Below are 26072 nucleotides of genomic sequence, written 5' to 3' on the forward strand. Positions count from 1 at the left end.
CATTGTTACAGGCTGATCGATGGGAAGTTACGATATGAGTGACGAGAGTCCCGAACGGCGCTTCCGGACCTTGTTCATCTCCGACGTTCATCTCGGGGCCCGCGGTTCGCAAGCCGATCTCCTCCTGGACTTCCTGCGCTACCATGATGCCGACACGATCTATCTCGTCGGCGACATCGTCGATGGTTGGGCGCTGAAATCGGGCTGGTACTGGCCGCAATCGCACAACGACCTCGTCCAGAAGCTGTTGCGCAAGGCACGCAAGGGCGCCAAGGTCATCTACATTCCCGGCAATCACGACGAGTTCCTGCGTAACTACTACGGCACGCATTTCGGCGGCATCGACGTCGTCGAGAACACCGTCCACACCGGCGCCGACGGCAAGCGTTATCTCGTGATCCACGGCGACATCTTCGACCTCGTGGTGCAGAACGCGCGCTGGCTCGCTCATCTCGGCGACAAGGCCTACGATTTCGCGATCCAGGTCAACCGCCTCGTCAACTTCTTCCGTCGCGCTTTCGGCGTTCCCTATTGGTCGCTGTCGCAATGGGCCAAGCTGAAGGTCAAGAACGCCGTCAACTATATCGGCGCGTTCGAGCAGGCGCTGGCGGCCGAAGCCCGGCGCCATGATGCCGACGGCGTGATCTGCGGCCACATCCACTATGCCGTCATCCGCGACGAGAACGGCATCCGCTACATGAATTGCGGCGACTGGGTGGAGAGCTGCACCGCGCTCGTCGAGCATGACGACGGCCATTTCGAGATCATAACCTGGGCCGATCAACTGCAGAAGGCCGCGCCGGTCGTGCCGGTGGCCGCAAGAGCCGCGTAATGCGCATCCTGGTCGCGACCGACGCCTGGCACCCGCAAGTCAATGGTGTGGTTCGGACGCTGACCAAGCTCGCTGACGCTGCCAAGGCGCTGGACGTCGAGTTCAGCTTCCTCACCCCGCAATCGTTCCGCACTTTCGCGATGCCGAGCTATCGCGACGTGCGGCTCGCGATGCCGCGGCCGGCGAGGATCGCAAAGCTGATCGAGGAGGCGCGCCCCGACAGCATCCATATCGCGACCGAAGGGCCGATCGGCCTCATGGTCCGTCGCTACTGCCGGCAGCGCAAGCTGCCGTTCACGACGAGCTTCCACACCCGCTTCCCCGAATATGTCCGCGCCAGGGTGCCGGTTCCGGGATCGCTGATCTGGCGGGCGCTGCGGCGTTTTCATGCGCCCAGCCGCGCCGTGATGGCCGCGACCCCGGCGCTGTCGCGTGAGCTCAGCGAGCGCGGTTTTGACAATGTCGTGCTGTGGCCGCGCGGCGTCGACAACAAGCTGTTCTATCCCCGCGCCATCGATCTCTGCTTCCCCGCGCCGGTGTTTTTGTGCGTGGGCCGGGTCGCGGTGGAGAAGAATCTGGAAGCGTTCCTCGACCTCGATCTGCCCGGCACCAAGGTGATCGTCGGCGACGGCCCGGCGCGCGCCAGCCTGGAGCAGGCCTATCCCCAGGCGATCTTCCTGGGCGAAAGGCACGGCGAGGCGCTGGCCGAGATCTATGCGGCGGCCGACGTGTTCGTGTTCCCGAGCCGGACCGACACCTTTGGCCTCGTGCTCCTCGAAGCGCTGGCGAGCGGGCTGCCCGTCGCTGCCTTCCCGGTGAAGGGGCCGCGGGACGTGATCGGCGATGCGCCGGTCGGGGTGCTGGATGAGGATCTGCGCAGCGCCTGCCTCGCCGCGCTCGACATTTCGCGGCAGGCCTGCGTCGAATTCGCCGCCAACCACACCTGGGAGGCGTCGGCGCGCGCCTTCGTCGACAGCATTTTAGCTGTCGGTGCGGTCCTGCCGCACGTCAATGGGCCGGAGCGGCCGCGATTCGTCGCCTGAAGTTCCAGCACTCTCACGCGGGGGTGTCTTGCCGGCTTATCCTCGGCCGCGATACAAATTGCTGATGACGGAACAGCCCCTCCCGGTCGGACCTGCCGACATCGATGCCGCAGCGCGCGTGATCGCGCCCTTCGCCATCCGTACCCCACTTTTGTCCTTCCCCGTGCTCAACGAGCGCGTCGGCGCGAAAGTGTTCCTCAAGCCGGAGATGTTGCAGCGGACCGGCTCCTTCAAGTTCCGCGGCGCCTTCAACAAGGTGTCCTCGATTCCGCAGGACAAGCGCAGCGGCGGCGTTGTCGCGTTCTCCTCGGGCAATCACGCCCAGGGCGTGGCGGCCGCGGCAAAGATCCTCGACATGCAGGCGACCATCGTGATGCCGTCGGATGCGCCGCTGTCCAAGCGCGAACGCACCAAATCCTACGGCGCCGAGGTCGTGCTCTACGATCGCGATAAGGATGATCGCGAGGCGATCGCGCGCGGCATTGCCGAGAAGCGCGGTGCGACCCTGGTCAGGCCCTATGACGATCCCTTCGTCATCGCAGGGCAGGGCACGGCGGGCCGCGAGATCGCCGAGGACATGGCCGCGCTCGGCGTCGCGCCCGACATCGTGGTGGCGCCAGCCTCAGGCGGCGGCCTGATTGCGGGCGTCGCGACTGCGGTGAAGGCACGTTATCCACAGGCCCAGCTCGTTGTGGCCGAGCCCGAGGCGTTCGACGATCACAAGCTCTCGCTCGCGAGCGGCCACCGCGAGGCGCACGCGCCCGCCGGCCGGACGATCTGCGATGCGCTGATGGCGCTGATCCCGGGCGAGATGACCTTCGCCATCAACGGCAGGCTGCTGTCGCGCGGCGTCACCGCATCGGATGCGGAGGTCGGCGCGGCCGTCGCGTTTGCCTATCGCGAGCTGAAGCTGGTGGTCGAGCCCGGCGGTGCCGTCGGCCTCGCCGCGCTGCTCGCCGGTCGCCTCGATGCCGCCGGCAAGAACGTCGTCATCGTGCTCTCGGGCGGCAATGTCGATGCCGACCTGTTCGCCGAGCTCGTGGCCTGAGGCGCTGACCTAAAGCGCGATGAATTTTGGTTGAATCGTCATCGCGCTTTAGCTCCTTGTTTGAGCACGATCTTTTCGGAAAACCGCTGCACACTTTTCCGGATCGTGCTCTAGGGCGGAATAGCTGTAGCTTGGATCGACCGGGCCGCGGGCTCGCTCAACCTCTCCCGCTTGCGGGGGAGGTCGACGCGCTCGGCAGCGCACTTGCGCGCCTGAGCGCGGCGGGTGGGGGCTTTCTCCACGTTGGGAGTCGCGATTGCGGAAACACCCTCTTCCCAGCCCTCTCCCGCAAGCGGGAGAGGGAGCGGACCGCCTTTGTGGCTACAATCAATCCAATCTCATCGCGCTTTAGATCTGCAACAGGGAAGGGCGGAGCATCGCTGCTCCACCCTTCGGCGTTGTTGCAGTCAGCGATGATCGATCAGTGCATGAAGCCGATGCGGCGATTCATGCCGGCGTTCATCGGTGCCTGGTTCATCGTCTGGGCATAGTGCGGCTTGAAGTTGTTGTTCATCGCACCGCCGACGCTCCGGCTGGGCAGTGTGTTGAACTGCGGACGGTTGGTCTGCACCTGGATGTTGTCCGGCTTGACGATGCCGGTATTGCCGTTGATGGCCCGGGTCGGCTGGTTCTGGGTCTGGACGTTGTTGGTCTTCACGTCGATGTTTTTGATGTCGACGTTCGAACCGCCCTTGCCGACGTTCGTCACCGGCAGGGTCACGATCTTGCCCGTGTTGCCGCCGGTGTTGCCGGGGGTGTTGGTCGCCGGCAGCGTCACGATCTTGCCGACGGTGCCGTTGTTGGGCGTGGCGTTGGTCGGCGCAGGCAGCGTGACGATCTTGCCCGGAATCTGCGACGGCGTGGTGTTGGGCTGGTTGCCGGACGGCGGCGTGCCGATCTGGCCGCTGTTGCCGGTATTGGTGGGGTTGTTGGTCGCCGGCAACGTCACGATCTTGCCGACGGTGCCGTTGTTGGTCGTGCCGTTGTTAGGCGTAGCGTTGGTCGGCGCCGGCAGGGTGACGATCTTGCCCGGGAGCTGCGACGGCGGGGTGTTCGGCTGGTTGCCCGACGGCAGCGTGCCGTTCTGGCCGCCATTGCCGAACTTGCCGATGACGTTGCCGTCGATCGGGATCGGCTTGTTCTGTACGACCGGCAGGTTGCCGTTGTTCGGCGCGCCGCCATTGCCCTGCTGGACGAGCGGGATGTACTTGGTCGGGCCGAGATTGCCGGGCTTGAGCGTCGGCGCGATGGTCTGCGGCGCGAGGAAATGCGTCGCCTGCATCAGCGGGATCTGCTTCGGCTCGATCTGGAGCTTCAATGCCGGCGTTGCATAGGGGCTGTTGGTGTAGCTGTCGTAGAAGGTCTTGTAGGCGAGCGGCGAGTTGGCGAGAACGGCCTTGTGCCAGGCCTCCGCCATCAGCAGGTTGGCGAGCAGCGAGCGGATGTGGTCGGACAGCGGGTCGCGCGGGTACATCTGGATGAACTCCCGATAGTACGCGGGATTGCTCTCGGAGAGCACGTAGTCATAGGCCTGCCGCGCCGAGCGGCTCGGCAGATTGGACGCCACCTGCACGACAGGCGCATTCACCGGCGGACGGTTGGCGGCGACAGCGGTGTCACCGAAGAAATAGAAGTCGCTCGTCAGCGACGAGCTTTCCCACGGCGTCTGCTGGCCATCGGTGGTGTGGTTCACCTCCAGGCGCACGCGCTTGAACAGCTGCTCGATCGGCACGTTCGGCTCGCGCGCGACGTTCAGGAAAGCCTGGGTGTAGGGGCTATGATCACCCCTGCCGTCGAGCGCTTCCGCCCCCGGCGCGGTCGAGTAGCCGACGATCGAGCCGTTCGGCGCGTCGACGATGGCAAGGCCGCGATTGGCATCGATCAGGGATGGGAACGGGTTGTTGCGGCAGGCATCGAGGATGACGATGCGCATCCGGCTCGGGATCGTCTCCAGCGTCGACATCACGTCGACGAGGCGAACCGAATTGTTGACGAGCTCGGTGGGGTTGGAGACCTTCGCATCGACCGGCACGAGATAGTTCTCGCCGGCGAGCTGCACGCCGTGGCCGGCATAGTAGACCATCGCCACCGTGTTGGGACCGCGCGAGGCGACCTTCGCGGAAAAGTCCTGCACGACCCGGAGCATGTCGTTCTGGGTCAGGTCGGTCGCGGAAATCACCTCGAACCCGGCGGAGTTGAGAAATTGCGCCATCGACTGCGCGTCATTATCGGGGTTCGCAAGCTGCGGGGCGTTCCGGTAGTTGGAATTGCCGATCACCAGCGCGACCCGCTGCTCCGGCCCTTGCAGCGCGGCTGGCGCGGCATTGCCCTGCGCGACGACAGCGGTCTGCGCGGAAACAGGGCTGCACGCGAAGCCGAACAGGCTTCCGAGCAGTCCCGCATACATCAGGAATGATTTGAAGCGGAACATGAGCGTGCTCCCTCGGGGCTAATCTCGATGCGAGATTGGTTGCGCCCACGCTAGACCGCGTTCAGGGAAGGGGTACGTGATGCCGATCACAATGGCGCCGTGCGTGAGCTAGGTCACGCAGGGAGCCGAGACGGCTATCGGAATCTCCGTAGGATGGATGGAGCGTAGCGATATCCATCCTCTTGCCGTCGGCGGCGGACGTTCACCGAACGCATGATCGAGCCGGAACGTTGCTGGTCCGATCTTCGGAATTGGCAGTTTGGCACGGCGTGGCTTGATGGGTATCGCTGCGCTCCACCCGCCATACGGGCCCTAGCGGTTCAAAGAGATGGAAAAGTATTTGTCGAAGGTCAGCACCATTGACGTGCAAGGTATCAAACACGCCTCTCACTCCACAATGGACAAGCCACAGCATAGGGTGTTGATTAGCCGGCCAAGAAACTCAAAGTAGTTTCGTCAAGAGATTTGCAATCACTGATCCGTTTCAGAGGGGAAGCCAGATGTCCTTAGCGCGACGATTGGCGACGTTCTCTGCCGCGTTCATTCTAGCAGTCGCTAGCATTGGAAGCGCGCTCGCTCAAAATAAGTATGATCCAGGCGTAAGTGACTCCGAAATAAAGATCGGCAACATCATGCCGTACAGTGGACCAGCCTCCGCATACGGCCTGATCGGAAGGACGATGAGTGCCTATTTTCGGATGATCAATGACAGCGGCGGCATAAACGGCCGGAAGATCAATTTCATTTCGTATGACGACGCCTACAGTCCACCCAAGACGGTGGAGCAGGCTCGAAAGCTGGTCGAGAGCGAAGACGTCTTTCTGGTGTTTGGGCCTCTAGGGACTGCAAGCAACGCGGCCATCCAGAAGTACATGAACACAATGCGAGTGCCACAGCTTTTCGTCGCAACGGGAGCTTCACGCTGGGGCGATCCGGAGCACTTCCCTTGGACGATGGGTTGGCAGCCTACCTACAGAGCAGAAGCGCGTGTGTATGCGACGTACATCCTCGAACATCATCCCAGCGCAAAAATCGGTTTGCTGTATCAGAATGATGATTTGGGAAAAGACTACCTTCTGGGCTTAAAGGACGTGCTTCGAGACAACTACGAGAAGATGGTTATCGCTAGCGTGCCCTATGAAGTTGGAATGCCCACGATTGATTCACAGGTAGTGGCGATCAAGGCAGCGAACCCAGATATCTTCATCAATATCACAACGCCAAAGTATGCGGCGCAAGCAATAAAGAAACTTGCCGAGCTGAATTGGCATCCGATACAAATCCTAGGCAATGTTTCGACTTCGGTCGGTGCAGTTCTGAAGCCAGCAGGACTCGACAATTCAAAAGGCATAATGAGCGCCGCCTACCAGATGGATGTCACCGATCCGCAATGGGATAGCTATCCTGGCATGCAGCGGTTCCGGACATTCATGGAGAAATACTATCCGGAGGCCGACAAATCCGACGGCATGGCGATGACCGCGTACAACATGTCGACGGGGCTGGTGGAGGTTCTCAAGCGGTGCGGTAATAACTTGACGCGCGAAAATGTCATGAAAGTAGCGGGCAACCTCGACTTTGAGATCGACACTCTCCGCCCGGGAATCCGCGTCAAGACCTCGCCGAGAGACTTCTATCCGATCGAGCAGCTTCGGATGGTTCGTTTCACCGGGCATAACTGGGAGGCGTTCGGCCCAATCATAGACGGCCACGCGGAGCAGGTGGCCGCCTCATCAAATTGATCGGTGACAGCAAGCCGTGTGCGCTCTTGCTGTAGTTCGTCCGCCATGCGCGACACACTCGTGTGGCTCGATCCCACCGGATTAGCGCCCCGCAAGCCGACGGACGGCCGCACGGTCCCTACGGCCTTTAGGGAAAGCTTCGAGTAATCTTGATCGGGCCGACGATGGCGGCGTTGAAGGCGTCAAGGTCCTCGGCGGGGATCCAGTATTCGAGATGGGATCGGCCGCCGGCCTCCTGCACGTCGTACTTGTCGATGTAACTCCGCTTGATTCGGAAACGGGTCACGAAACCTGCACCGCTCGCAGGCACGTTCCAGTCACGCGCGATCTTGATGGCGTAGTCCTCGGTCAGCACCGGGTAGAAGATCGGCTGGTCAGGAAGGCGCGGCGGGAAGGCGCGCATGCCCGCTTGCCGGATCAGCTCAAGCTCCTTTGGTCCGACGGGGCGCCAAAGGTGAGGGTGTCGTCAACCGGCATCGCTGGGCCTGTTCGGCATCAGGGTGACGGCGAACCCAATTGCCACGTCGCGCGCTCTGCACTGCCGGGCCAGATGATGCAGGTCGACAGGAGTTAAGTGCAATGTCATCGTATATCCGGGCCTTTAGATTTAGGCCACCTTTGCCACTTTCGGTTCTGCACGTAGCTCAACGCCAAGAGACCCGAGCACTTTCATGATAGTGCCGAATTCGGGATGCCCCTCTGAGCTAAGAGCCTTGTAAAGGTTTTCGCGGGAGAGGCCGGTATCCTTGGCTAGAGCGGACATGCCGCGAGCGCGCGCGGCGGCGCCAATAGCTTCAGTGATGAAGCTTGGATCATTGGTTTCGAACGCTTCGCTCAAGTAAGCGGCGATTGCCTCTGAACTGTCGAGGTATTCGGCTGCATCAAATGGTCTTGTTTTGGCCATTGCTCAGTCCTCCAACTCACTCGCGATCTTCCTAGCTTTGGCGATATCCGCGTCTTGTGAGTCTTTGTCGCCGCCGCAAAGAAGAAAGATCAACTCTTCACCCCGTTGGATGAAATAAACTCGATAGCCGGCTCCGTGATGGATACGCAGCTCACTTACTCCTTCGCCAACTGGCCTGACGTCTCCGGGATTGCCACCTGCAAGTCTTTGGATACGAACAAGTATCTTGGACTTGGCGACGGCATCGCGTAACTTCCTAAGCCAATTGGAGAATTCTTCCGTTTCTCTAACCGACGGCATGTGTATGTTATAAGATACATATGCCGTTTTGCCAACACGAAATTGAAGTTCTGGTTCCGGGAAGATACCGAATTATCTCGCATGCCTTCGCCAATTCAGAAATTTCCTTGCCGGCTTTTCAATTCGGCGTGGGGTCTTTTTTGCCTGGGCGGGCGATTGAGTCGCTTACCAATGATGCCCTTCGCCGCGATTTCGGCGCGGGTGTAGTCGCCAACACTATTTGCTTCTTTCTCTTAGGTCGCGGCGGCCATGCCACGGGCTTCGACATGCCGCCGAGCTGGCCTTGAAGATGAGTGACCGGCAGATCCTCACCGGCCAACCATCGGTCGAAACTGACATCCAACATGTCCTCTTCGAGAGCGGCGGCGTCTCCGCCGATCCCGATCAGTACTCGCCTCTTGGTGGGCTCGCCGACGATGGTGTGAAGCGTGCCGCCTCCTCGGAAGTAGCCATGGAAAAATGCCGGCGACGTGGATCGGTTCAAGGCCGTGAACATCTGCTCGGCGCTCAAGCCCCTCGACGCCCATGCCTCCAGGGGCGACAACCGATGTTCCGAATGGGCCGCACGAACGCGATGATTGAGTGGGCGAAGAAGCGGCGACTGAAAATGATTGGTGCACGCAAGCCATGCGTCTGTTCGCGCCGCGACGGCCCCCGCGCCGGCTTCGACGACTGCCGCACAGCCGCCGGCATCGAGAAGCGAGTAGTTGTACTGCATGGCGTGAGGCAATTCACGGAGTCTGGCAACCGCTTCCTTCGTCGTCGAACATTGATCCAGGATCATCCTCACGATCAGGTCGGCTGATAATCCGGGAAAGCGAGGGCTCTTCTTGACCTGGTGCAGCCCGATCATCAGGCCGTACTCGTTCATGCCATCAAGCCGCCCTGTCAGCTGGTGGCTCGAGCCGATGCTGGCATTGCACCCGCTGGCTTGCAGCAGGACGAACTGCGCTCCGTAGTATCGCGGCCGATAATCGTAGTTGCGACCGTAGACATCGGCGCTGATCGCTGCCGAGCAGCCACCGATCGGCGGGCGCATCCCATCGTTGCCGAACCGCAGCGCGGCCCGTTCCATCGTAATGCCGAGCTCGTCTGCAAGTCCGCAAAGCTCTTCCCAGAGCGCCGGTGCATATTTGGCGAACATTCTCTGCTCGGCGCGAAGATTGAACCACCACGGAAATCTTGTCGTCTTGCTGCGGAGAAAAGCCCGCCCTTTCGGCGTCGTAGCAAACAATCGCGCCTGCGCACGACCGACCTCATATGGCGTGCCCCTGCACTGAGCGATGCTGACGCGAAATGGCTTCGCCGGAGTCTTCATCCGCGCACTCAGTGACGAAAAGAGGGGTGTTCAACAGGAATGCGATGACCGCGTGATCACCGGAATACGTGTCTTCGGCGGGGGCGAACAGCCGCGCCTGCAAACTGCGCAATGATGGCAGATTACCCCTGATTTGCCCGACGTGTCAAATTATTTCGGATAATGCGCAGTACGCAATATCCGTGACCCCCGCTCCTTTGCATGGGGTTGTTTTCGCAATTTTGATCTGAAGCCCGCCCAAGGGGATCCCTCAGGAGAAGAACGCGATCTTCTCGGCCTGGGTCATGCGGCGGATCGGCGCCAGCGGATCGTTGGCGGGGGGGCGGGGCTTTTGCAGCATGCCGCTGGCGAGGATGGTCGAGCCGAGCGACGGCTCCGGCAGCGGCGAGGGCATGGGAAGCGGGGAGGCCTGCGAAGCCGCCTGCAGCGTGGCTTGCAGAGCTGCCAATGCCTCCACCGGCGCCGGGCGCTCCATGATCGCGACGGCGGGCTCGAACGCTGCGACCGGCGCGATCGACTCGGCCGCGATCGGCTCGGACAAAGCTGGCTCGGGCAAGTCTGGCTTTGGCAAGGCTGGCTCGGCAGCGACAGGCTCCGCAATGGGGGCCACTTCGGCCGGCTCGGCGATGGCCTCGTCGAACTCAGGGTCGGGGGCTGCCATCTCCATCGCGATCCGCTCGAGAATGGCTTCGTCCTCAGCCTCTGCTGCAGCATCGAAAGGAAGCTCGTCGACGGCTTCCGCAATGGCGGCAGGCGCGGCGGCGCTCTCTTCGATCGCGACGTGGTCTTCCGCAACCTCGGCCGGTTCGGACTCGCCGGCGACGTCCATCGCCTCGTTGGTCGCCATCTCCTCGGCGGCCTCGGCCGCAGCAACGGTGGCCTCAGGCTCGAAAACCGCCGCGAACTCCTGCGGCATCTCTGCTGCCGGTGGCTCGCTTGGCGACATCGCCGTCTCGGCGTCCGCAGACCGCACTTCCATCGTGGCGGGCATCTCGGGCGCCGGAGCAGGCGAGGGGTGAGTCGCCTCGGCTGCCGGCGCCGCGGTGCCCGCCGTTTCGACCAGCTCGACGTGGTCCCTGAGCAGATCGAAGGCGGCCTTGAGATCGGTGCGGGGGTCGATGGTCGACGTCTGACCGCAGGCGGCCTCGATGGCCGCGAGCTGCGAATCGATCAGGTCGCAGATTCGGCCGTCGGCGCCGATCTCGCGCCAGCGCCAGGAGATCTCCTTGATGATGCGCACGGCGCGATGGATCGGCCCGAGGCTGGTCTCGACAAGGGTGGGATCGACGGCTGCGATCGCGATCGTCTCCGCCTCTCGAATCGCGCGGCGGATCGCCACGAGCGCTTCGGGCAGCCGGTCCTCGACGACGGGCTGGCGCTGTGCTGCAAGGGTTTCCTCGATTTTGGCGACCGCATCGAGCACCATGCGCGTGTCGGCGTTGCGGTTGCGCTTGGCGTATTCGCCGAGGAACCAGCGGCCGCGCGCGGTCTCCATGAAGGCTTCGCGGATCGCATCGTAGTCCTGCTCGTTCGGCTCGGCCGCGCGGGCAGACATAGGCGAGAGGGCGAATGCTTCAGTGGCCATGGCAATCTCGTCGCGCAAATCAGTGCGCGTTACAGTAACGATCATCACGATATCGACCGAATCGCAATTGAATTGATGCCGCCCGAATCACAAATCCCCATTGCAGCAGCGCAAGGCCGGCGATTCGCCGTGCGTCTGGCGCTGTTCTACAGCGTGTCGTTCGCCATCCTCGGCACGCATACGCCCTTCTTCACAGTGTGGCTGAAGGCGGTCGGCATCGAGCCGGCCTGGATCGGGATCATCGGCGCTGTCCCTGCGATCACGCGCTTCACCACGCTGCTCTTCGTGACGGGCCTCGCTGAGCGGCGCCAAGCCGTGCGCGCGGCGTTGATCCTGACCGCCTTTGGATCGGCAGCCGGCTTCGCGCTAGTCGGCACGCAGCATCAGCCGCTGCCGGTGCTGCTGCTCTACATCGTCACGTGCTGCTTCTGGACGCCGTTGCTGCCGCTGACAGACGCCTATGCGCTGCGCGGCGTCGCCCGCTACAAGCTCGACTACGGGCCGTTGCGGCTGTGGGGATCGGTGGCCTTCATCGCCGGTGCGCTCGCTTGCGGGCTCCTGGTCGACGTGATCGACGCGCGCGAACTGATCTGGATCATCGTCGCGCTTGCGGCGCTCACCGCTTTCACCGGCCTTTTGCTTCAGCCGCTGGACGAGGCGCGGCGAAAGAGCGCAGCCGCGCATGGCGGCAAGCGTCTGCTGCGCGATGCGAGCTTCCTCGCGATCATTGCCTCGGCGGCTCTGATCCAGAGCAGCCATATCGCCTACTACACCTTTGCCTCGATCAGCTGGCAGGCTCATGGGCTCGGCGGGCTGACGATCGCCGGCCTGTGGGCGCTCGGCGTGCTCGCGGAAATCATCGTCTTTGCGGTGTCGCCGCGGCTTTCGCTGCATCCTTCGCTGCTGGTGGTGATCGGCGGCCTGAGTGCGGTGGCGCGCTGGTCGATTACCGCGCAGGAGCCGCCGGTCGCAGTCCTCGCGATCGTCCAGCTCGGGCACGGGCTCACCTTCGGCCTCACCCAGGTCGGCGTGATGAATCTGCTGGTCCATCACGTGCCCACGCATCAGATGGCGCGCGGGCAGGGGTACTACGCCGCCACCTGCGGACTGCTCAGCTCGACGACCTCGATCATCTCAGGCGCGATCTACGCGCGCCATGGCGAGGCGCTGTATTACCTGATGGCCGCGATGGCCGGCACGGGAGCGATGCTGATGTGGACGGCGCGGCGGCGCCTGTTCGCTCACCCCCAGAGCGAGGCCTCCGGCGGATAGACGAGGCTCTCGTGGTAGCGCAGGCCGTGGTCGCGATCCCGTGCCAGCAGCAGCGGTCCGTCGAGATCGACGAACCGCGCCTGCGGCGTCACCAGCATCGCGGGTGCCATCGACAGCGAAGTCGCGACCATGCAGCCGACCATGATGTCGAATCCCAGCGCCTGCGCCGCATCGGCCATGGCGAGCGCCTCGGTCAGGCCGCCGGTCTTGTCGAGCTTGATGTTGACGGCGTCGTAGCGCTCGCGGAGAGGCGCGAGGGATGAGCGGTCATGCACGCTCTCGTCGGCGCAGACGGCGAGCGGCCGCTTGATGCGCGCCAGCGCCTCATCCTGGCCGGCCGGTAGCGGCTGTTCCACCAGGGTGACGCCGACGTCGGCGCAAGCGGCCAGGTTTTGCTCCAGATTGGCTGCCGTCCAGGCCTCGTTGGCATCGACGATCAGTTCCGATTCGGGAGCGGCTTTCCGCACTGCGGCGATCCTTTCAGGATCGCCCTCGCCACCGAGCTTGATCTTCAGGAGCGTGCGGTGCGCGGCCTTGGCCGTCGCCTCTGCCATCGCCTCAGGGGTACCCAGCGAGATCGTGTAGGCCGTGGTCCGCTCGCCCGGCACCGGGCGATCGAGCAGGTTCCAGGCCCGCAAACCCGCCTCTTTGGCCTCCAGATCGATCAGGGCGCAATCCAGGGCGTTGCGGGCCGCCCCCGGGGCCATCGCGGCTTGCAGGGCGTGCCGGTCCAATCCGCCCCCAACCGCCTCCTGCATGGCCTGGAGCGCCCTCAGCGTCGCCTCCGGGGTCTCCCCATACCGGGCGTAGGGCACGCATTCGCCGCGACCGGTGACGCCGCCCCGGCTTACCTCGGCCACGACGGTCGCGGCCTCGGTCTTGGCGCCCCGGCTGATCGTGAAGTGGCCTGCGATCGGGAAGCGCTCGATTCGCACAGCCAACATTGGAAGTTTGCTGGAAGTCATTTAGAACTCTGGCAATTTCTGAACCGGCTGGTTACCTGATGCAACTAACTATGGCTGGTTGGGGATACCTTCTTCAAGGTAAGGGCGCGTGCGCAACCATCTCTTCTCATCCGAACCCTTCGCTAGGGAGCGGACATCTTGAACGGCGACCCAAAGCTGGAGCGGATTGCCAAGGGCAACGCGCTGGCACTTTGCGCCACGGGCACCTGGACCGCGAGCTTCGCGCCGGCCCTGGAGCGGATGGTGGCTGACGCCGAGAAGCTCGCCGGCAGCCGGCCGAACATCTTCATCGACGTCTCCGAAGTCTCCAAGCTCGACACCTTCGGCGCTTGGCTGATCGAGCGGCTGCGCCGCAGTCTGACCCAAGGCACCGCGGAGGCCCAGATCGCGGGCCTGTCGGCGAACTATTCGAGCCTCGTCGACGAGGTGCGGCGGGTCAAGGCGACGCCGGTCATCGAGACCGGCGCCATCACCATCACCGGCATGCTGGAGCAGATCGGCCGCGCCGTCGCCGGCCTGAGCGGGACGGTGACCGATCTCGTCGACATGCTCGGGGCGGTGCTCGCGGCCAGCGGTCGCGTGCTGATCCGCCCGCGCTCGTTCCGCCTGACCTCGACCGTGCACCATCTCGAGCAGGTGTGCTGGCGCGCGGTGCCGATCATCGTGCTGATCACCTTCCTGATCGGCTGCATCATCGCGCAGCAGGGCATCTTCCATTTCCGCAGGTTCGGCGCCGACATCTTCGTCGTCGACATGCTGGGCGTGCTGGTGCTGCGCGAGATCGGCGTGCTGCTGGTCGCGATCATGATCGCCGGACGCTCGGGCAGCGCCTACACCGCCGAGCTCGGCTCGATGAAGATGCGCGAGGAGATCGACGCGCTGCGCACCATGGGGTTCGATCCGATCGAGGTGCTGGTGCTGCCGCGCATGCTGGCGCTGGTGCTGGCGCTGCCGATCCTGGCCTTCCTCGGCGCGATGGCCGCGCTCTATGGCGGCGGGCTCGTTGCCTGGCTCTATGGCGGCGTCGATCCCGAAGCCTTCCTGCTGCGCTTACGCGATGCGATCTCGATCGACCATTTCATCGTCGGCATCGTCAAGGCGCCGGTGATGGCGGCGGTGATCGGCATCGTCGCCTGCGTCGAGGGACTTGCCGTGCAGGGTAGCGCTGAATCGCTGGGACAGCACACCACCTCGTCGGTCGTGAAGGGCATCTTCTTCGTCATCGTCATGGATGGCGTGTTCGCGATCTTCTTTGCATCGATCGGGATGTGATGATGGCACCCGAAATTCAAGACCCCATCATCCGCGTCCGCGACATCACCGTGCAGTTCGGTTCGACACGCGTGCTCGACGGGCTGAACCTCGACGTCAAGCGCGGCGAGATCCTCGGCTTCGTCGGCCCTTCCGGTGCCGGCAAGTCGGTGCTGACGCGGACCATCATCGGCCTCGTCTCGAAGGTCGCTGGCCGTATCGAAGTGTTCGGCGTGGATCTGGATTCGTCCAACACCTCGCAGCGCCGCGGCGTCGAACGGCGCTGGGGTGTGCTGTTTCAGCAGGGGGCGCTGTTCTCCTCGCTGACGGTGCGGCAGAACATCCAGTTTCCGATGCGCGAATATCTGAAGGTCTCGCAGCGCCTGATGGACGAGATCACCATGGCCAAGCTCGCCATGGTGGGTCTGAAGCCGGAGGTGGCCGAGCGCTTCCCGTCGGAGCTGTCGGGCGGCATGATCAAGCGTGTCGCGCTGGCCCGTGCGCTGGCGCTCGACCCCGAGCTCGTGTTCCTGGATGAGCCGACCTCGGGCCTCGATCCGATCGGCGCCGGCGATTTCGATGAGCTGGTGAGGACGCTCCAGCGCACTTTGGGCCTGACCGTTTTCATGGTAACGCACGACCTCGACAGCCTCTATACAGCTTGCGACCGCATCGCCGTTTTAGGGAACGGTAAGATCATTGCGGCAGGGTCGATCGCCGACATGCAGGCCTCGCAGCATCCCTGGTTGAGGCAGTATTTCCATGGCAAGCGCGCCCGCGCGGTCATGAGCTGATGTAGCTGGAGCATTTGATGGAAACGCGGGCGAATTACGTTTTGATCGGGTCCTTCACGCTGGCGGTGATCGCCGCGGCGATCGGCTTCGTGCTGTGGTTCCAGTCGCTGCACACCACCAAGCAGCGCAGCCCCTTGCGGGTCGTGTTCGAGGGCCCGGCAGCCGGCCTGCGCAACGGCGGCAGCGTCAATTTCAATGGTATCCGGGTGGGTGAGGTGGTCTCGGTGAAGCTCGACAACCCACGTCGGGTTGTCGCACTCGCCATGGTCGAGAACAACGCCCCGATCCGCAAGGACACCCTGGTCGGCCTCGAATTCCAGGGCCTGACCGGCGTCGCCGCGATCTCGCTGAAGGGCGGCGAGGAGGCGGCCCCGCCGCCGCCGCTGGACGAGGACGGGATCCCGACGCTTACCGCCGATCCCAACAAGCTGCAGGACGTCACGGAAGCGATCCGCGGCACGCTCCAGAACATCAACAAGCTCGTCGCCGACAACCAGGAGTCTGTGAAGAACTCGCTGAAGAATCTCGAGACGTTCACGACCTCGCTCGCGCGCAACTCCGAGCGCGTCGATGCGGTCATGGCCAAGGTCGACGGCGTCATGCTCAAGGCCGACAACCTCATGCTCGGCCTCAACACGCTGGCCGGCGGCAAGGATGGCGGCGAGCTCTTCCAGGCCGTGAAGTCGATCCGCGAGCTCGCCGATGATTTCGACAAGCGCTCCGGGGCGCTGATGTCCGATGGCCGCCGCACTCTCGGCGACATCAGCCGCGCCGTGAACAACTTTGATCGCAACCCGACCCGCGTCCTGTTCGGCGCCAGCAACAGCAGCAGCGCGCAACAGGCCCCGCCGCCCGCCGAGCCGCCGAAGCCCGCGCCCGCGAACGAGCGCAAGCGGCAGTAGGCGCGTTGTCCACGTCTCTCTCCTCCGTCATTGCTGCGAGGAGCTCTTGCGACGAAGCAATGCAGATTGTTTCTGCGAAGGCTGTCTGGATTGCTTCGCTTCGCTCGCAATGACGGCGCTTGTGGGGACGTCGTCTTTTCCCAATGCAGAGTAACCCTCTGGCAGGATGACGATCCAAAACGAAACGGAGCCCGCAAGGGCTCCGTTTTTCTATTCGCTATTCGCCACTCACTATTTGCGAGCGTGACCGCTTAGCCCAACCGTCCCGCCGAGTGCGCGAGCAGGGTGTAGACCAAGCCCGTCTCCGAGGTCAGGTGGCTGCGCAGCTCCTGTGGCCCGCGGCCGTCGCGGGCGACTTCGTCGAGCAGACGCTCGAACTCCGCGATGTAGCGGTCGACCGTACCCTTGAAGTTGCGGTCGGCGCGATACTTGCGGGCGACCTCGTCAAAAGCCTTCTGGCCGGCGGGCGTGTAGAGGCGCTTGGTGAAGGCCTTGTTCTCGCCGCGCTGGTAGCGGTCCCACATCTCGGAGGCGAGGTTGCGGTCCATCAGCCGGCCGATGTCGAGCGACAGCGACTCCAGCGGATTGCCGTTGCCTTGCGGGGCCGGCGGCGGCTGTTGCGGACGACCGCGCGGTGCCTCACGGCCCGTCGGAGCCGCCGGGCCGGTATCGGCGCGGTTCAGCAGATCCGACAGCCAGCCGTCGCGGCCCTGGTCATTGTTGCCGGCGGGCGCGACCGGCGGGGCCTCGGTGCGGCGCGAGGCGGGCATGCCGAGGTCCGGCGGCGGCAGGGTCGACGCGCTGCCGGTGTCGCGCATGCGCGTCTCGGTACCGCGACCACCGCCGACGGCGGCAGCCATGATCGGCTCCTCTTGACGCGGCACGCTGGCGCGGCCCGCGGTCGTGACGTCGAGGCCGCGGCCGTGCTGGGCGACGATGCGGTTGAGCTCGGCGAGCGCCTCGATCTGGTCGACGATCACCTTGCGCATCTGCGCGGTGCTCTCGGCGGCCTCCTGCGGCATCTCGAGCACGCCGCGGCGCAGCTCGTTGCGGGTGGCCTCCAGCTCGTTGTGCATCTCGAACGCCATCTGCTTCATGCTGGCGACGAGGTTGCCGAACTTCTCGGCCGACTGCTTGAACATCGTGTCCGCCTCGTCGGTGGTCTGGCGGTAGATGTCGTGCATGGCGTCGATGGTCTGGCGGTGCTCCTCTTCGGAAGCCGCGCGCACCGCCTCGAACTGGCGGGTGATCGCGGCAGATCCCGCGCCGGCGGTCTCCGCCACGACGCGGGCGATGTCGCGGGCGCGCTCCTCGGCCGCGGCTAGCGATTCATCGAGCAGGCCGGTGAAGCGCGACAGCCGCTGGTCGAGATCGGCGGTACGCAGGTCGATCGTGGTGACGAGCGATTCCAGCGCCTGCTTGCGCTCGGCGAGCGAGGCGGTGGTGTTCTTGTTGCTCTGCTCGACGACGGCCGCGGCATCGACCAGCGCCTTGCCGTGCGCGTCGAACTGGGTCGAGAGCTCGCCGAGGTCGACCAGCGCCCTGGTGGTCTTGCTGTTGAAGACGTTGAGCTGCTCTTCGAGGTTCTGCGTCGCCGCGCCGTTGCGCGCGGTGACGTCGTTCATCGCCGAGACGAAGTCGGCGACACGGGTCACCAGCGCACGCTCGAGCGAGTTGAGGTTGTCGTGCGCTCCCGTCAGCACCTCCTGGAGGAGGATGTTGCCTTCGCGCAAGCGCTCGAACAGGGCGACGGTGTCAGTGCGCAGGATCTTGCTGGTCTCCTGCATCTCGGTGACCGCCGCGATCGAAACCTGGCGCGACTGGTCGATCGCCGAGCGCGAGGCCTGCTCGAGATCGCGAAGCGACTTGTTGACCGCGCCGGTGGCAACCTCGCTCGCCGCGTTGATGGTGCGTGCGACTTCGTTGCCATTGCCCGACATCGACTGTGAGAACGCCTGGCCGCGCGTCTCGATCGACTTCAGCGCGTCGGAGGTGACGCGGTCGATGTCGAGCGTGAGCTGGCTGGTCTTCGAGCCGATCGCGTCCACCAGCGAACCGCGCTTGGCATCGATCATGTTCGACAGGCGGTCGGCCTGCTGCTGCACATAGGTGACGATCTCGTCGGTCTTGGCCGTCATGGCCTGGCCGAACGAGCCGCTGGCGGCGAGCACCGAGCGCTCGACGTCGGCCGAGCTCGACTTGACCCGCGAGCTCGCCTCGTTCGAGGCGGTGATCAGCGCGTTCTGGGCATTCAGCGCGCTGGTCTGGATGTCGTTGGTGGCGTTCGAGGTCGCCGTGCCGAGCGCCCGCTCGATGTCGGTCGAGATCGCGCGGATCTGGCTTGCCGCATCCGCCGACGTCGCGGTCAGCGACGACTGCGCCTCGCGTGCGCTGTTGAGGATCGCCGCCGCGGTATCGGCGCCGACCGCGGTGAGCGTCCGCTCGATATCGGACGACAGCGACTTGATCTGGCTCGCCGCTTCCGAGGAGGCGGTGACGAGCGTTCCTTGCGCGTCGCGGACGCCGGCCGTGAGCGCCTCGATGGTGGCACCGCCGGCCATGGCCAGCGAACGCTGCATCTCGGCGGCGAGCGATTTGACCTGGCCGGTCTGCTCGGCCGAGACCGCGAGCAGGGTGCTCTGCGCGTCGCGGGCGCTGGTCGTGATCGTCTCCGCGGTCGACTGGCCAGCCTGCGACAGCGAGCGCTGCACTTCGGCTGCGAGCGACTTCACCTGGCTCGCCGCATCCGAGGACGCGGTGACGAGGGTGTTCTGGGCCTCGCGCGCGCCGGCCGTGATGGTCTCGGCCGTCGAGGTGCCGGCCATCGAGAGCGAGCGCTGCACGTCGGAGGACAGCGCCTTGATCTGGTTCGACGTCTCGGTCGAGGCCGCGATCAGCGTGCTCTGCGCGTCGCGTGCGCCGGCGGTGATGGCCTCGGCCGTCGAGCTGCCGGCCATCGAGAGCGAACGCTGCACGTCGGCCGTGAGCGTCTTGACGTGGTTTGCGGCATCCGAGGAGGCGGTGATGAGGGACGTCTGCACCTCGCGTGCGCCGGCGAGGATCGAGGCTGCGGTGGCCGAGCCCGCCGACGACAGGGTGCGTTCGACGTCGGCCGACAGGGACTTGATCTGGCCCGCGGCTTCGCCCGATGCGGACACCAGGGTCGACTGCGCCTCGCGGGCGCTGCTCAGGATCGAGTTCGCAGCGCCCGTGCCGACGGCGGTCAATGCGCGCTCGACCTCGGACGACGTCATCTTGAGCTGTGCGTTGACGTCCGACGACACCGTCATGAGCGACTGCTGGGCAGTCCGCGCGCCGGTCTGGATGGTCTCGCTGGTGTTGACCACGAGGTTGGTCAGCGAACGCTCGGCGTCCTCGACATGCGAACGGATGGTGGTGGAGATCATCTCCGCGCGCGACATCAGGTCGTCGCTGGCCTGGCGTCCGCTGCTCTCGATGCGGCCGGCCACGGCCTCGACCCGCGAGCCGAGCAGGTCCTCGAACTGTGCAACGCGCACGTCGATGTCGTTGGCGACCGAGCCGACCTTGGTCTCGATGGCCTGGTGGATTTCCTGGAAGCGCGCGGCGACCGTGCTGGCGAGAAGCGAGCTGCGGCCGTCGATTGTCTCGGTCACGCCGGTGATGCGGCGGTCGACAGCTTCGATCGCCTGCGCGGTGCCGTCGGACAGGGTCGAGGTCAATAGCGTAAGCCGCGAGTCGACCGACTGCACCGCCTGCGCCGCCGTGTTGGTCAGCGAGAGCGTGAGCTCGGTGAAGCGCGTATCCATCGACTGGAGCGCATGCGCCGCGCCGCCCGTCAGCGACGTGGTCAGGTGCGTCAGGCGGGCGTCGATCGACTGGATCGCCTGTGTCGCGCCGTCGGTCAGCGACGCCGTGAGGTGGGTGAGGCGCGAGTCGATCGACTGGATCGCCTGCGATGCACCATCGGTCAAGGACGTCGAGAGCGCGCCGAGGCGGTTGTCGATCGTCTCGGTGACGGACTGCGCGCGCGTGTCGAACGACTGTTCGAGCGCCACGACGCGGCCGCCGAGCTGATCGTCGAAGGTCTTGATGTGGCCTTCGATCACACCGTCGAAGTTGGCGAGCTTGCTGTTGAGCGAGCCGTCGAGATTGGTGACGCGTTCGCCGAGCGTGGTTTCGAACTGCACCAGGCGCTGGTCGAGCGCCGCGGTGATCTCGCCGCCGTTCGAGGTGAGGCGGGTGTCGAAATTGTCGACGTAGGTCTTCAGCGTCTCGGCGATATCGGCCGTACGCTGGCCCATGCGCTCGACGATATCGCCGCCGAAGGTCTTCACCGTGCGGTCGAACTCGGAGATGTGGCGGGTGATCAGTGCGCCCAGCGTGCCGGAGTCGCGGGCGAACCTCTCCACGAGATCGGCGCCCTGGTTCTTCACCAGCTCGTCGAACGCGCTCATCTGGAGCGACAGCGAGTCGTGCGCGGTCTCGGTCTGGCTCACGACCTTGGCGACCAGCGTGTTGACGGTGGCGTCGAGCGCCTCGCTCGCCTTGTCGCCGCTGGTCATGATCTGGCTGGCGAGCCGGTGGCCGGCGTCGTCGATCTTGGCGGAGAGGTCGTTGCTACGCAGCTCGAGCTCGAGCAGGAGCGAGTCGGAGGAGTTCTTCAGGGAGTCGTGGACCTGCTCGGTACGCTCGGAGATGCCGTCGACGATCGCCGACGAACGCTGCTCGAACTCGCTGGTGATGCGGTCGACGCGCTCGTTCAGCATTTCGTGGACGCGGTCGGCGAGATCGACGAACTCGTCGTGGACGTGGCCGGTCTTGAAGTTGAGGCTGGTGGTCAGCCGCTCGCTGGCGTCGAGCACGGCGCGCGTGGTCTCGTTGCTGGCTTCCTCGAGGCGGTCGAGCAGGTCGCCGCCGCGCTCGCCGAGCGCGAGGATCATGTTGTCGCCGGCATTGCTCAGCGCGCCGGTGATGTGGGCGCCGCGCTCTTCCAGCGCGCCGGTGATGCTCTTGGCGACCTCGTCGACGCGCGAGGCGATCGCATCCGAGATCAGCGCGATGTCGTGGCGCAGGTCGATCTGCACGCCGGAGATGGCGCTGCGCACCTGCTCGGCCTGGCCGACCAAATTGTCGCGCTGATGCGCGATGTCCTGGAGCAGGGCGCGGATGCGGACTTCGTTGTCGCTATAGGCGCGCTCGAGGGCGGCGACTTCGTTGGCGACCAGCGTCTCCAATTCGCCGGCGCGCGCGATCGCGCGCTCGATGCCGTCGCCCATCGCCGCGACTTCGCGGCGGATGGCCTGGCCGACGGTGACCATCGAGTCGGAGGCCGAGCCTTCCGGCTCGGAGAAGCGGATTGCGACCTGCGCCATGGCCTGCGCGATCATGCGCATTTCCTGGCCGCGCCAGACGAGGCTCGCCAGGAAGTAGAACAGCATGATGGGCGCGAAGAACATCGCGACGAGGCCGGCGATGACCAGCACGCCGCCGCTCTGGCCCATGGCGGCATGGATCGAGGGCAGGAAGCCGACGGTCAGCGCGGCGCAGGCCGCAAGCCAGATGCCGGCGAAGACAGTTGCGAAGGTGTAGACGCTGCGGGCAGGGCGGCCCTTCTGGAGCGCCTGGAGGAGCTGGCCGATGGTCTCGCGGTCGTCATTGGCGGCCCGGCGCGGCGTGCGCGGCTCCTCGATCGGGTCGAACACCGGCCGCTCGGTCGCGGCGGGGCGCGTCTCGAAGGTCGGCTCGTCGAACGCGGTGGGTGCCGGCGGCGGCACCGGAGGCACGTTCTCGGTTCGAACCGCAGAGGCGCGGCTGGTGTCCGCGGCCGTGTCGCTGATGTTCAGGGCTTCCTGGATTGCAGAAAGCGCAACTTCCGTGGGGTCTTTGACCTTCTTGGGAGTGTTCGCCATGTTCAGTCTGAGCCCTCGTTACTTGTACACGTCCCCGCGAGGCCCGCGTGTTCCGCGAGCCCACAGACCGGTTCATGCCGCTTGCGCGAATCTAGCGCCGTCCTCCACCACGAGACGGCTTGTCCGCCAATTTCCGAAACATCCTATTGGCAGAGCGCTGCGAATGAAATGGCCGCGATTAAGACAATCTTAATCATCGTTAACAGGATCGGGCCGTAAGGCCTTAGCAATAAATGAAATTCTCCACGGAACTCTGACGATTGCGGCAACTTTTTGTCAATGTGCGGGCGGAATTGGGTCAAACAGGCCTAACGTTCCGTTAACCATTTCCATGGTTGGGTGAGGGCGAAAGCTTCGCCGCCGGACTGGCGCGTTGCCAGCGATGCCGGGGCCCGCGCCATGATGCCTGATCTGCAATGGATGGACTGGATGCCCTCGCCGCCGCTTGCTCCGCTCGACCATCCCCTCGATCTCGACCATTTGGCGCGCATGACGCTCGGGGATGCCGAGCTCGAATCCGAGGTGCTCGCAATGTTCGCGGAGCAGTCGAGCCGGCTGGTCGCGGCGATGGCGGCGCTCCCCTCGGATGCATCCGCGCTGGCGCACAAGCTGAAGGGCTCGGCGCGCGGAATCGGCGCCTTTGCGGTGGCGGATGCAGCCGCTGAGCTCGAATGCGCGATCCGGACCGGCGACAACCCGATCCGCGCCTTCGCCGTGCTGAAGGAGGCGGTCACTGACGCCCGCGAAGCGATCGAGGCGATCCTGCGCCGCGCCTGAGGGCTGGTCCCCAAATCCCGCGGATTGCCGGAGGCTGGCGCACTAGCGCTGCGTCAAGCGACCCGTTATAGGACAGCCCGGACCCTCCCTCATTCCCAAGACTCCGGCAGCACGAGCACACATGGCCAAAATTCACTTTGTCGACCACAAGGGCGAAACCCGCACGGTAGAAGTCGAGAACGGCGCCACCGTGATGGAAGCCGCCATCCGCAACGCCATCCCCGGGATCGAGGCCGAATGCGGTGGCGCCTGCGCCTGCGCGACCTGCCACGTCTATGTCGACGAAGCCTGGCGCGAGAAGGTCGGCAGCCCGACGCCGATGGAAGAGGACATGCTGGACTTCGGCTTCGACGTGCGTCCGAACTCGCGCCTGTCCTGCCAGATCAAGGTGTCCGACGAGCTCGACGGGCTCGTGGTGTCGACGCCGGAACGGCAGGCCTAACTTCCCAGTCTAGAGCTTCAGCGGCGCGACCTCGATGCCGCGCTTGTGCCAGGGTCTGAGCTTCTCGATGACCTCGGCGGTGAGCGGTGTCGGCCGCCGCGAGGCCTCCTCGATGAGGACGCCGACCGACATCGCGGAGGCAACGCATCTGCCTTCGGAGAACACGACCTGCTCGAAGGTCACCGACGTCCGTCCCAGTTTCACGACGCCGAGCCCAAGCTCGATCGTGCCCGGCCAGTGCAACTCGGCGCGGAAATGGATGTCGAGCCGCACCATGATCCAGGCGAGCCCCGGCGGCGTCAGCCCGACCTTCGGGTCCTTCATCAGCGTGACGCGACCGGTCTCGAAATAGGTGGCGTAGACCGCGTTGTTGACGTGCTGGTTGGGATCGAGATCGCCAAAACGCACATTGTCGCTGAGGCGATAGGGGAAATCCTCCAGTCGCGGCGCTGAATCCAGGCGGCTTGGTGCGTTCACCGGTTGATCTCCCTCATTTCCTCCGCCGTTACAGCCCAGTTATCCTGCCCCGGCAAGTAGCCCTGCCGGCAGGCGGCCAATGCTTTTATGCCTTCCCTGGGCCGTCCCCGTTGGCTAGACAGGAACTGCCCTTTTCCGTTGCCCGCCGGGCGCCGTCCAACCGATAACGACCGATAAAGAGACGACATGAGCGACGCGATCAAAACCGATGTGCTGATTATTGGCGCCGGCCCCTGCGGTCTGTTCGCCGCCTTCGAGCTTGGCCTTCTCGACATGAAGGCGCACTTCGTCGACATCCTCGACAAGGTCGGCGGCCAGTGCGCCGAGCTCTATCCGGAAAAGCCGATCTACGACATTCCCGGCATTCCGCAGGTTTCGGGGCAGGGCCTCACGGACGCGCTGATGGAACAGATCAAGCCGTTCCATCCGACCTTCCATCTCGGCGAGATGGTCGAGAAGGTGGAGAAGATCGGCGATCCCGCGTTCCGCCTCACCACCGATGCCGGCAAGGTGTTCGAATGCAAGGTGGTGGTGATCGCCGCCGGCGGCGGCTCGTTCCAGCCCAAGCGTCCGCCGGTGCCGGGGATCGAGGCCTATGAAGGCGCCTCGGTGCATTACTCCGTGCGCAAGATGGAGCAGTTTCGCGACAAGGAGATCTTGATCGTCGGCGGCGGCGATTCCGCGCTCGACTGGACGCTCAATCTGCATCCGCTGGCCAAGCGCATCACGCTGCTGCACCGTCGCGATGAATTCCGTGCCGCGCCCCACAGCGTCGAGCAGATGCGCGCACTCGTCGCGAGCGGCAAGATGGATCTACGGCTCGGTCAGGTTACTGCATTGTCCGGCGCTGATGGCAAGCTCGCCGGCGCGACGATCAAGGGCAACGACAACAGCGTCACCGAGATCGTCTGCGACACCATGCTGCCGTTCTTCGGGCTCACCATGAAGCTCGGACCGGTCGCGAACTGGGGCATTGCGCTGGAGAACAATCTGGTGCCGGTCGAGACCAGCGCGTTCGAGACCAACGTGCCCGGCGTCTTCGCGATCGGCGACATCAACACCTATCCGGGCAAGATCAAGCTGATCCTGTGCGGCTTCCACGAGGGTGCGCTGATGGCGCAAAAAGCCCATCGTTACGTCTATCCGGAGAAGCGGCTGGTGTTCCAGTACACGACGTCCTCGTCCAGCCTGCAAAAGAAGCTCGGAGTCAACTGATCCGGGCCGAGACGGGGACGGCACATCCCATGTTTCTGGTGCTGGAACCCTTCGCGAAATAGCCTTAGTCTGCGGCCATTCCAGTCGTGGGTTAGCTAGGTGATCATAATGCGGAATATCTTTTCCAGCTTCCGACTGCTCTCGCTCGTCGCACTCGGCCCCGTGCTGTCGCTCGCGATGTCACAGCCCGCCGCAGCGCAGGCCCAGCAGCCGCAAGCCCAACAGCCTTCGGCTGCGGGCCTCTGGCAGAAGATCGAGGACGGCAAGCAGGTCGGGTGGTTTCTCTTCATCGACCACAACGGCGTCTTCGAAGGGGTGATCGCAAAGACCTTTCCACGTCCGGGCGATGATCCGAACGAGGCCTGCACCAAATGCACTGATGATCGCAAGAACGCGCCGGTGCTCGGCCTGTCCTTCGTGCGCGACATGAAGCGCGACGGCCTGAAGTACGAAGGTGGCAACGTGCTCAATCCGCGTGACGGCAACATCTGGAAGGCCAACATGAAGGTCAGTCCGGACGGTCAGACGCTCACCTTGCGCGGCTATCTCGGCATCTCGCTGCTCGGCAAGGACGAGAGTTGGACGCGGCTGCCGGATGCCAACATGGCGCAGGTCGATCCTGCCATCGTGGCAAAATATCTCCCCGCGCAAGCGGCCGCCGCAAAGCAGCCCGCGCCCGCCGCGAAGAAGGGCGGCGCGATGATGGCGCCGGTGAAGCAGTAGGGCGCGACGCGCGACGCGACATAGTCGTCGCGAGCGTGATGTGCGCGTTCCTCAATCTCGTCATTGCGAGCGCAGCGAAGCAATCCAGAATCTTTCCGCGGATGCATTTCTGGATTGCTTCGCTGCGCTCGCAATGACGGAGCGATGAGCGCCGTCGTCA

General features: G+C 64.5%; 21 protein-coding genes. 12 read left to right on the plus strand and 9 right to left on the minus strand.

All coding sequences use genetic code 11. The features are described from left to right. Nucleotides 1-19 precede the first annotated feature (19 nt). From QQL28_RS11425 to QQL28_RS11435, 3 genes are all read left to right on the plus strand, one after another. Entirely contained in the window at nucleotides 20-832 is an 813-nt protein-coding gene (locus QQL28_RS11425) for a UDP-2,3-diacylglucosamine diphosphatase (RefSeq protein WP_284264874.1), read from the plus strand. Further along, on the plus strand, nucleotides 832-1875 hold the full coding sequence (locus QQL28_RS11430) for a glycosyltransferase family 4 protein (protein WP_284264876.1): 1044 nt from the start codon (nucleotides 832-834) through the stop codon (nucleotides 1873-1875). Before QQL28_RS11425 ends, QQL28_RS11430 begins: the two co-directional genes overlap by 1 nt. Nucleotides 1876-1939: 64 nt before the next feature. Continuing rightward, entirely contained in the window at nucleotides 1940-2923 is a 984-nt protein-coding gene (locus QQL28_RS11435; RefSeq protein ID WP_284264878.1) for a threonine/serine dehydratase family protein, read from the plus strand. A gap of 421 nt (nucleotides 2924-3344) precedes the next feature. On the opposite strand, the gene QQL28_RS11440 is transcribed toward QQL28_RS11435, so the two are convergent. Then, complete coding sequence (locus QQL28_RS11440; protein ID WP_284264880.1) at nucleotides 3345-5354, minus strand: caspase family protein; 2010 nt, start codon at nucleotides 5352-5354, stop codon at nucleotides 3345-3347. Nucleotides 5355-5854: 500 nt separating this feature from the next. Here QQL28_RS11440 and QQL28_RS11445 point away from each other — a divergent pair, with 500 nt between their 5' ends. Then, nucleotides 5855-7096 carry an ABC transporter substrate-binding protein gene (locus QQL28_RS11445; RefSeq protein WP_284264884.1) on the plus strand — a complete coding sequence of 414 codons (1242 nt, stop codon included), beginning with the start codon at nucleotides 5855-5857 and terminating at the stop codon, nucleotides 7094-7096. A 127-nt stretch (nucleotides 7097-7223) separates the two neighbouring features. Here the strand turns inward: QQL28_RS11445 and QQL28_RS11450 are convergent, their stop codons facing one another. The 5 genes from QQL28_RS11450 to QQL28_RS11470 form a co-directional block, all read right to left on the minus strand. After that, nucleotides 7224-7499 carry a hypothetical protein gene (locus QQL28_RS11450; RefSeq protein WP_284264886.1) on the minus strand — a complete coding sequence of 92 codons (276 nt, stop codon included), beginning with the start codon at nucleotides 7497-7499 and terminating at the stop codon, nucleotides 7224-7226. Between the two features lie 204 nt (nucleotides 7500-7703). Beyond that, complete coding sequence (locus tag QQL28_RS11455; RefSeq protein ID WP_284264888.1) at nucleotides 7704-8000, minus strand: addiction module antidote protein; 297 nt, start codon at nucleotides 7998-8000, stop codon at nucleotides 7704-7706. Nucleotides 8001-8003: 3 nt separating this feature from the next. Beyond that, a complete protein-coding gene (locus tag QQL28_RS11460; protein ID WP_284264890.1) occupies nucleotides 8004-8300 on the minus strand; it encodes a type II toxin-antitoxin system RelE/ParE family toxin in 297 nt (98 codons plus the stop codon). 118 nt (nucleotides 8301-8418) lie between these two features. Then, complete coding sequence (locus QQL28_RS11465) at nucleotides 8419-9618, minus strand: C45 family autoproteolytic acyltransferase/hydrolase (protein WP_284264892.1); 1200 nt, start codon at nucleotides 9616-9618, stop codon at nucleotides 8419-8421. A gap of 250 nt (nucleotides 9619-9868) precedes the next feature. Further along, nucleotides 9869-11203 (minus strand): hypothetical protein, encoded by a 1335-nt coding sequence (locus QQL28_RS11470; RefSeq protein WP_284264894.1) that lies wholly within the window; start codon nucleotides 11201-11203, stop codon nucleotides 9869-9871. A gap of 75 nt (nucleotides 11204-11278) precedes the next feature. On the opposite strand from QQL28_RS11470, the gene QQL28_RS11475 reads away from it, so the two are divergent. Continuing rightward, a complete protein-coding gene (locus QQL28_RS11475) occupies nucleotides 11279-12475 on the plus strand; it encodes an MFS transporter (protein WP_284264896.1) in 1197 nt (398 codons plus the stop codon). On the opposite strand, the gene dgcA is transcribed toward QQL28_RS11475, so the two are convergent. Further along, nucleotides 12445-13440: an N-acetyl-D-Glu racemase DgcA gene (dgcA, locus tag QQL28_RS11480; protein WP_284264897.1), complete on the minus strand. Its 996-nt coding sequence runs from the start codon at nucleotides 13438-13440 to the stop codon at nucleotides 12445-12447. The two genes, QQL28_RS11475 and dgcA, sit on opposite strands and share 31 nt — an antisense overlap. A gap of 138 nt (nucleotides 13441-13578) precedes the next feature. Here dgcA and QQL28_RS11485 point away from each other — a divergent pair, with 138 nt between their 5' ends. Genes QQL28_RS11485 through QQL28_RS11495 form a run of 3 tightly spaced genes read left to right on the plus strand, consistent with a single transcriptional unit; the run spans nucleotide 13579 to nucleotide 16387 of the window. Then, nucleotides 13579-14712, plus strand: a complete 1134-nt coding sequence (locus QQL28_RS11485; protein ID WP_284264900.1) for an MlaE family ABC transporter permease — start codon at nucleotides 13579-13581, stop codon at nucleotides 14710-14712. 2 nt (nucleotides 14713-14714) lie between these two features. Continuing rightward, nucleotides 14715-15485 (plus strand): ABC transporter ATP-binding protein, encoded by a 771-nt coding sequence (locus QQL28_RS11490; protein ID WP_254104893.1) that lies wholly within the window; start codon nucleotides 14715-14717, stop codon nucleotides 15483-15485. Between the two features lie 17 nt (nucleotides 15486-15502). Continuing rightward, entirely contained in the window at nucleotides 15503-16387 is an 885-nt protein-coding gene (locus QQL28_RS11495) for an MlaD family protein (RefSeq protein ID WP_284264907.1), read from the plus strand. A 251-nt stretch (nucleotides 16388-16638) separates the two neighbouring features. On the opposite strand, the gene QQL28_RS11500 is transcribed toward QQL28_RS11495, so the two are convergent. After that, nucleotides 16639-22278 carry an apolipoprotein A-IV repeat region-like domain-containing protein gene (locus tag QQL28_RS11500; RefSeq protein ID WP_284264913.1) on the minus strand — a complete coding sequence of 1880 codons (5640 nt, stop codon included), beginning with the start codon at nucleotides 22276-22278 and terminating at the stop codon, nucleotides 16639-16641. Nucleotides 22279-22677: 399 nt separating this feature from the next. Here QQL28_RS11500 and QQL28_RS11505 point away from each other — a divergent pair, with 399 nt between their 5' ends. Both QQL28_RS11505 and QQL28_RS11510 read left to right on the plus strand, forming a co-directional pair. Next, complete coding sequence (locus QQL28_RS11505; protein WP_284264915.1) at nucleotides 22678-23055, plus strand: Hpt domain-containing protein; 378 nt, start codon at nucleotides 22678-22680, stop codon at nucleotides 23053-23055. 121 nt (nucleotides 23056-23176) lie between these two features. After that, nucleotides 23177-23497 carry a 2Fe-2S iron-sulfur cluster-binding protein gene (locus tag QQL28_RS11510; RefSeq protein WP_283041530.1) on the plus strand — a complete coding sequence of 107 codons (321 nt, stop codon included), beginning with the start codon at nucleotides 23177-23179 and terminating at the stop codon, nucleotides 23495-23497. A gap of 9 nt (nucleotides 23498-23506) precedes the next feature. Here the strand turns inward: QQL28_RS11510 and QQL28_RS11515 are convergent, their stop codons facing one another. Further along, complete coding sequence (locus tag QQL28_RS11515; RefSeq protein ID WP_284264919.1) at nucleotides 23507-23974, minus strand: acyl-CoA thioesterase; 468 nt, start codon at nucleotides 23972-23974, stop codon at nucleotides 23507-23509. 186 nt (nucleotides 23975-24160) lie between these two features. Here QQL28_RS11515 and QQL28_RS11520 point away from each other — a divergent pair, with 186 nt between their 5' ends. Both QQL28_RS11520 and QQL28_RS11525 read left to right on the plus strand, forming a co-directional pair. Beyond that, nucleotides 24161-25189: an NAD(P)/FAD-dependent oxidoreductase gene (locus QQL28_RS11520; protein ID WP_284264920.1), complete on the plus strand. Its 1029-nt coding sequence runs from the start codon at nucleotides 24161-24163 to the stop codon at nucleotides 25187-25189. 108 nt (nucleotides 25190-25297) lie between these two features. Beyond that, a complete protein-coding gene (locus QQL28_RS11525; protein ID WP_284264922.1) occupies nucleotides 25298-25912 on the plus strand; it encodes a DUF2147 domain-containing protein in 615 nt (204 codons plus the stop codon). The last annotated feature ends 160 nt before the right edge of the window (nucleotides 25913-26072 follow it).

Source organism: Bradyrhizobium iriomotense, from assembly GCF_030160715.1.
Lineage (GTDB): Bacteria > Pseudomonadota > Alphaproteobacteria > Rhizobiales > Xanthobacteraceae > Bradyrhizobium > Bradyrhizobium iriomotense.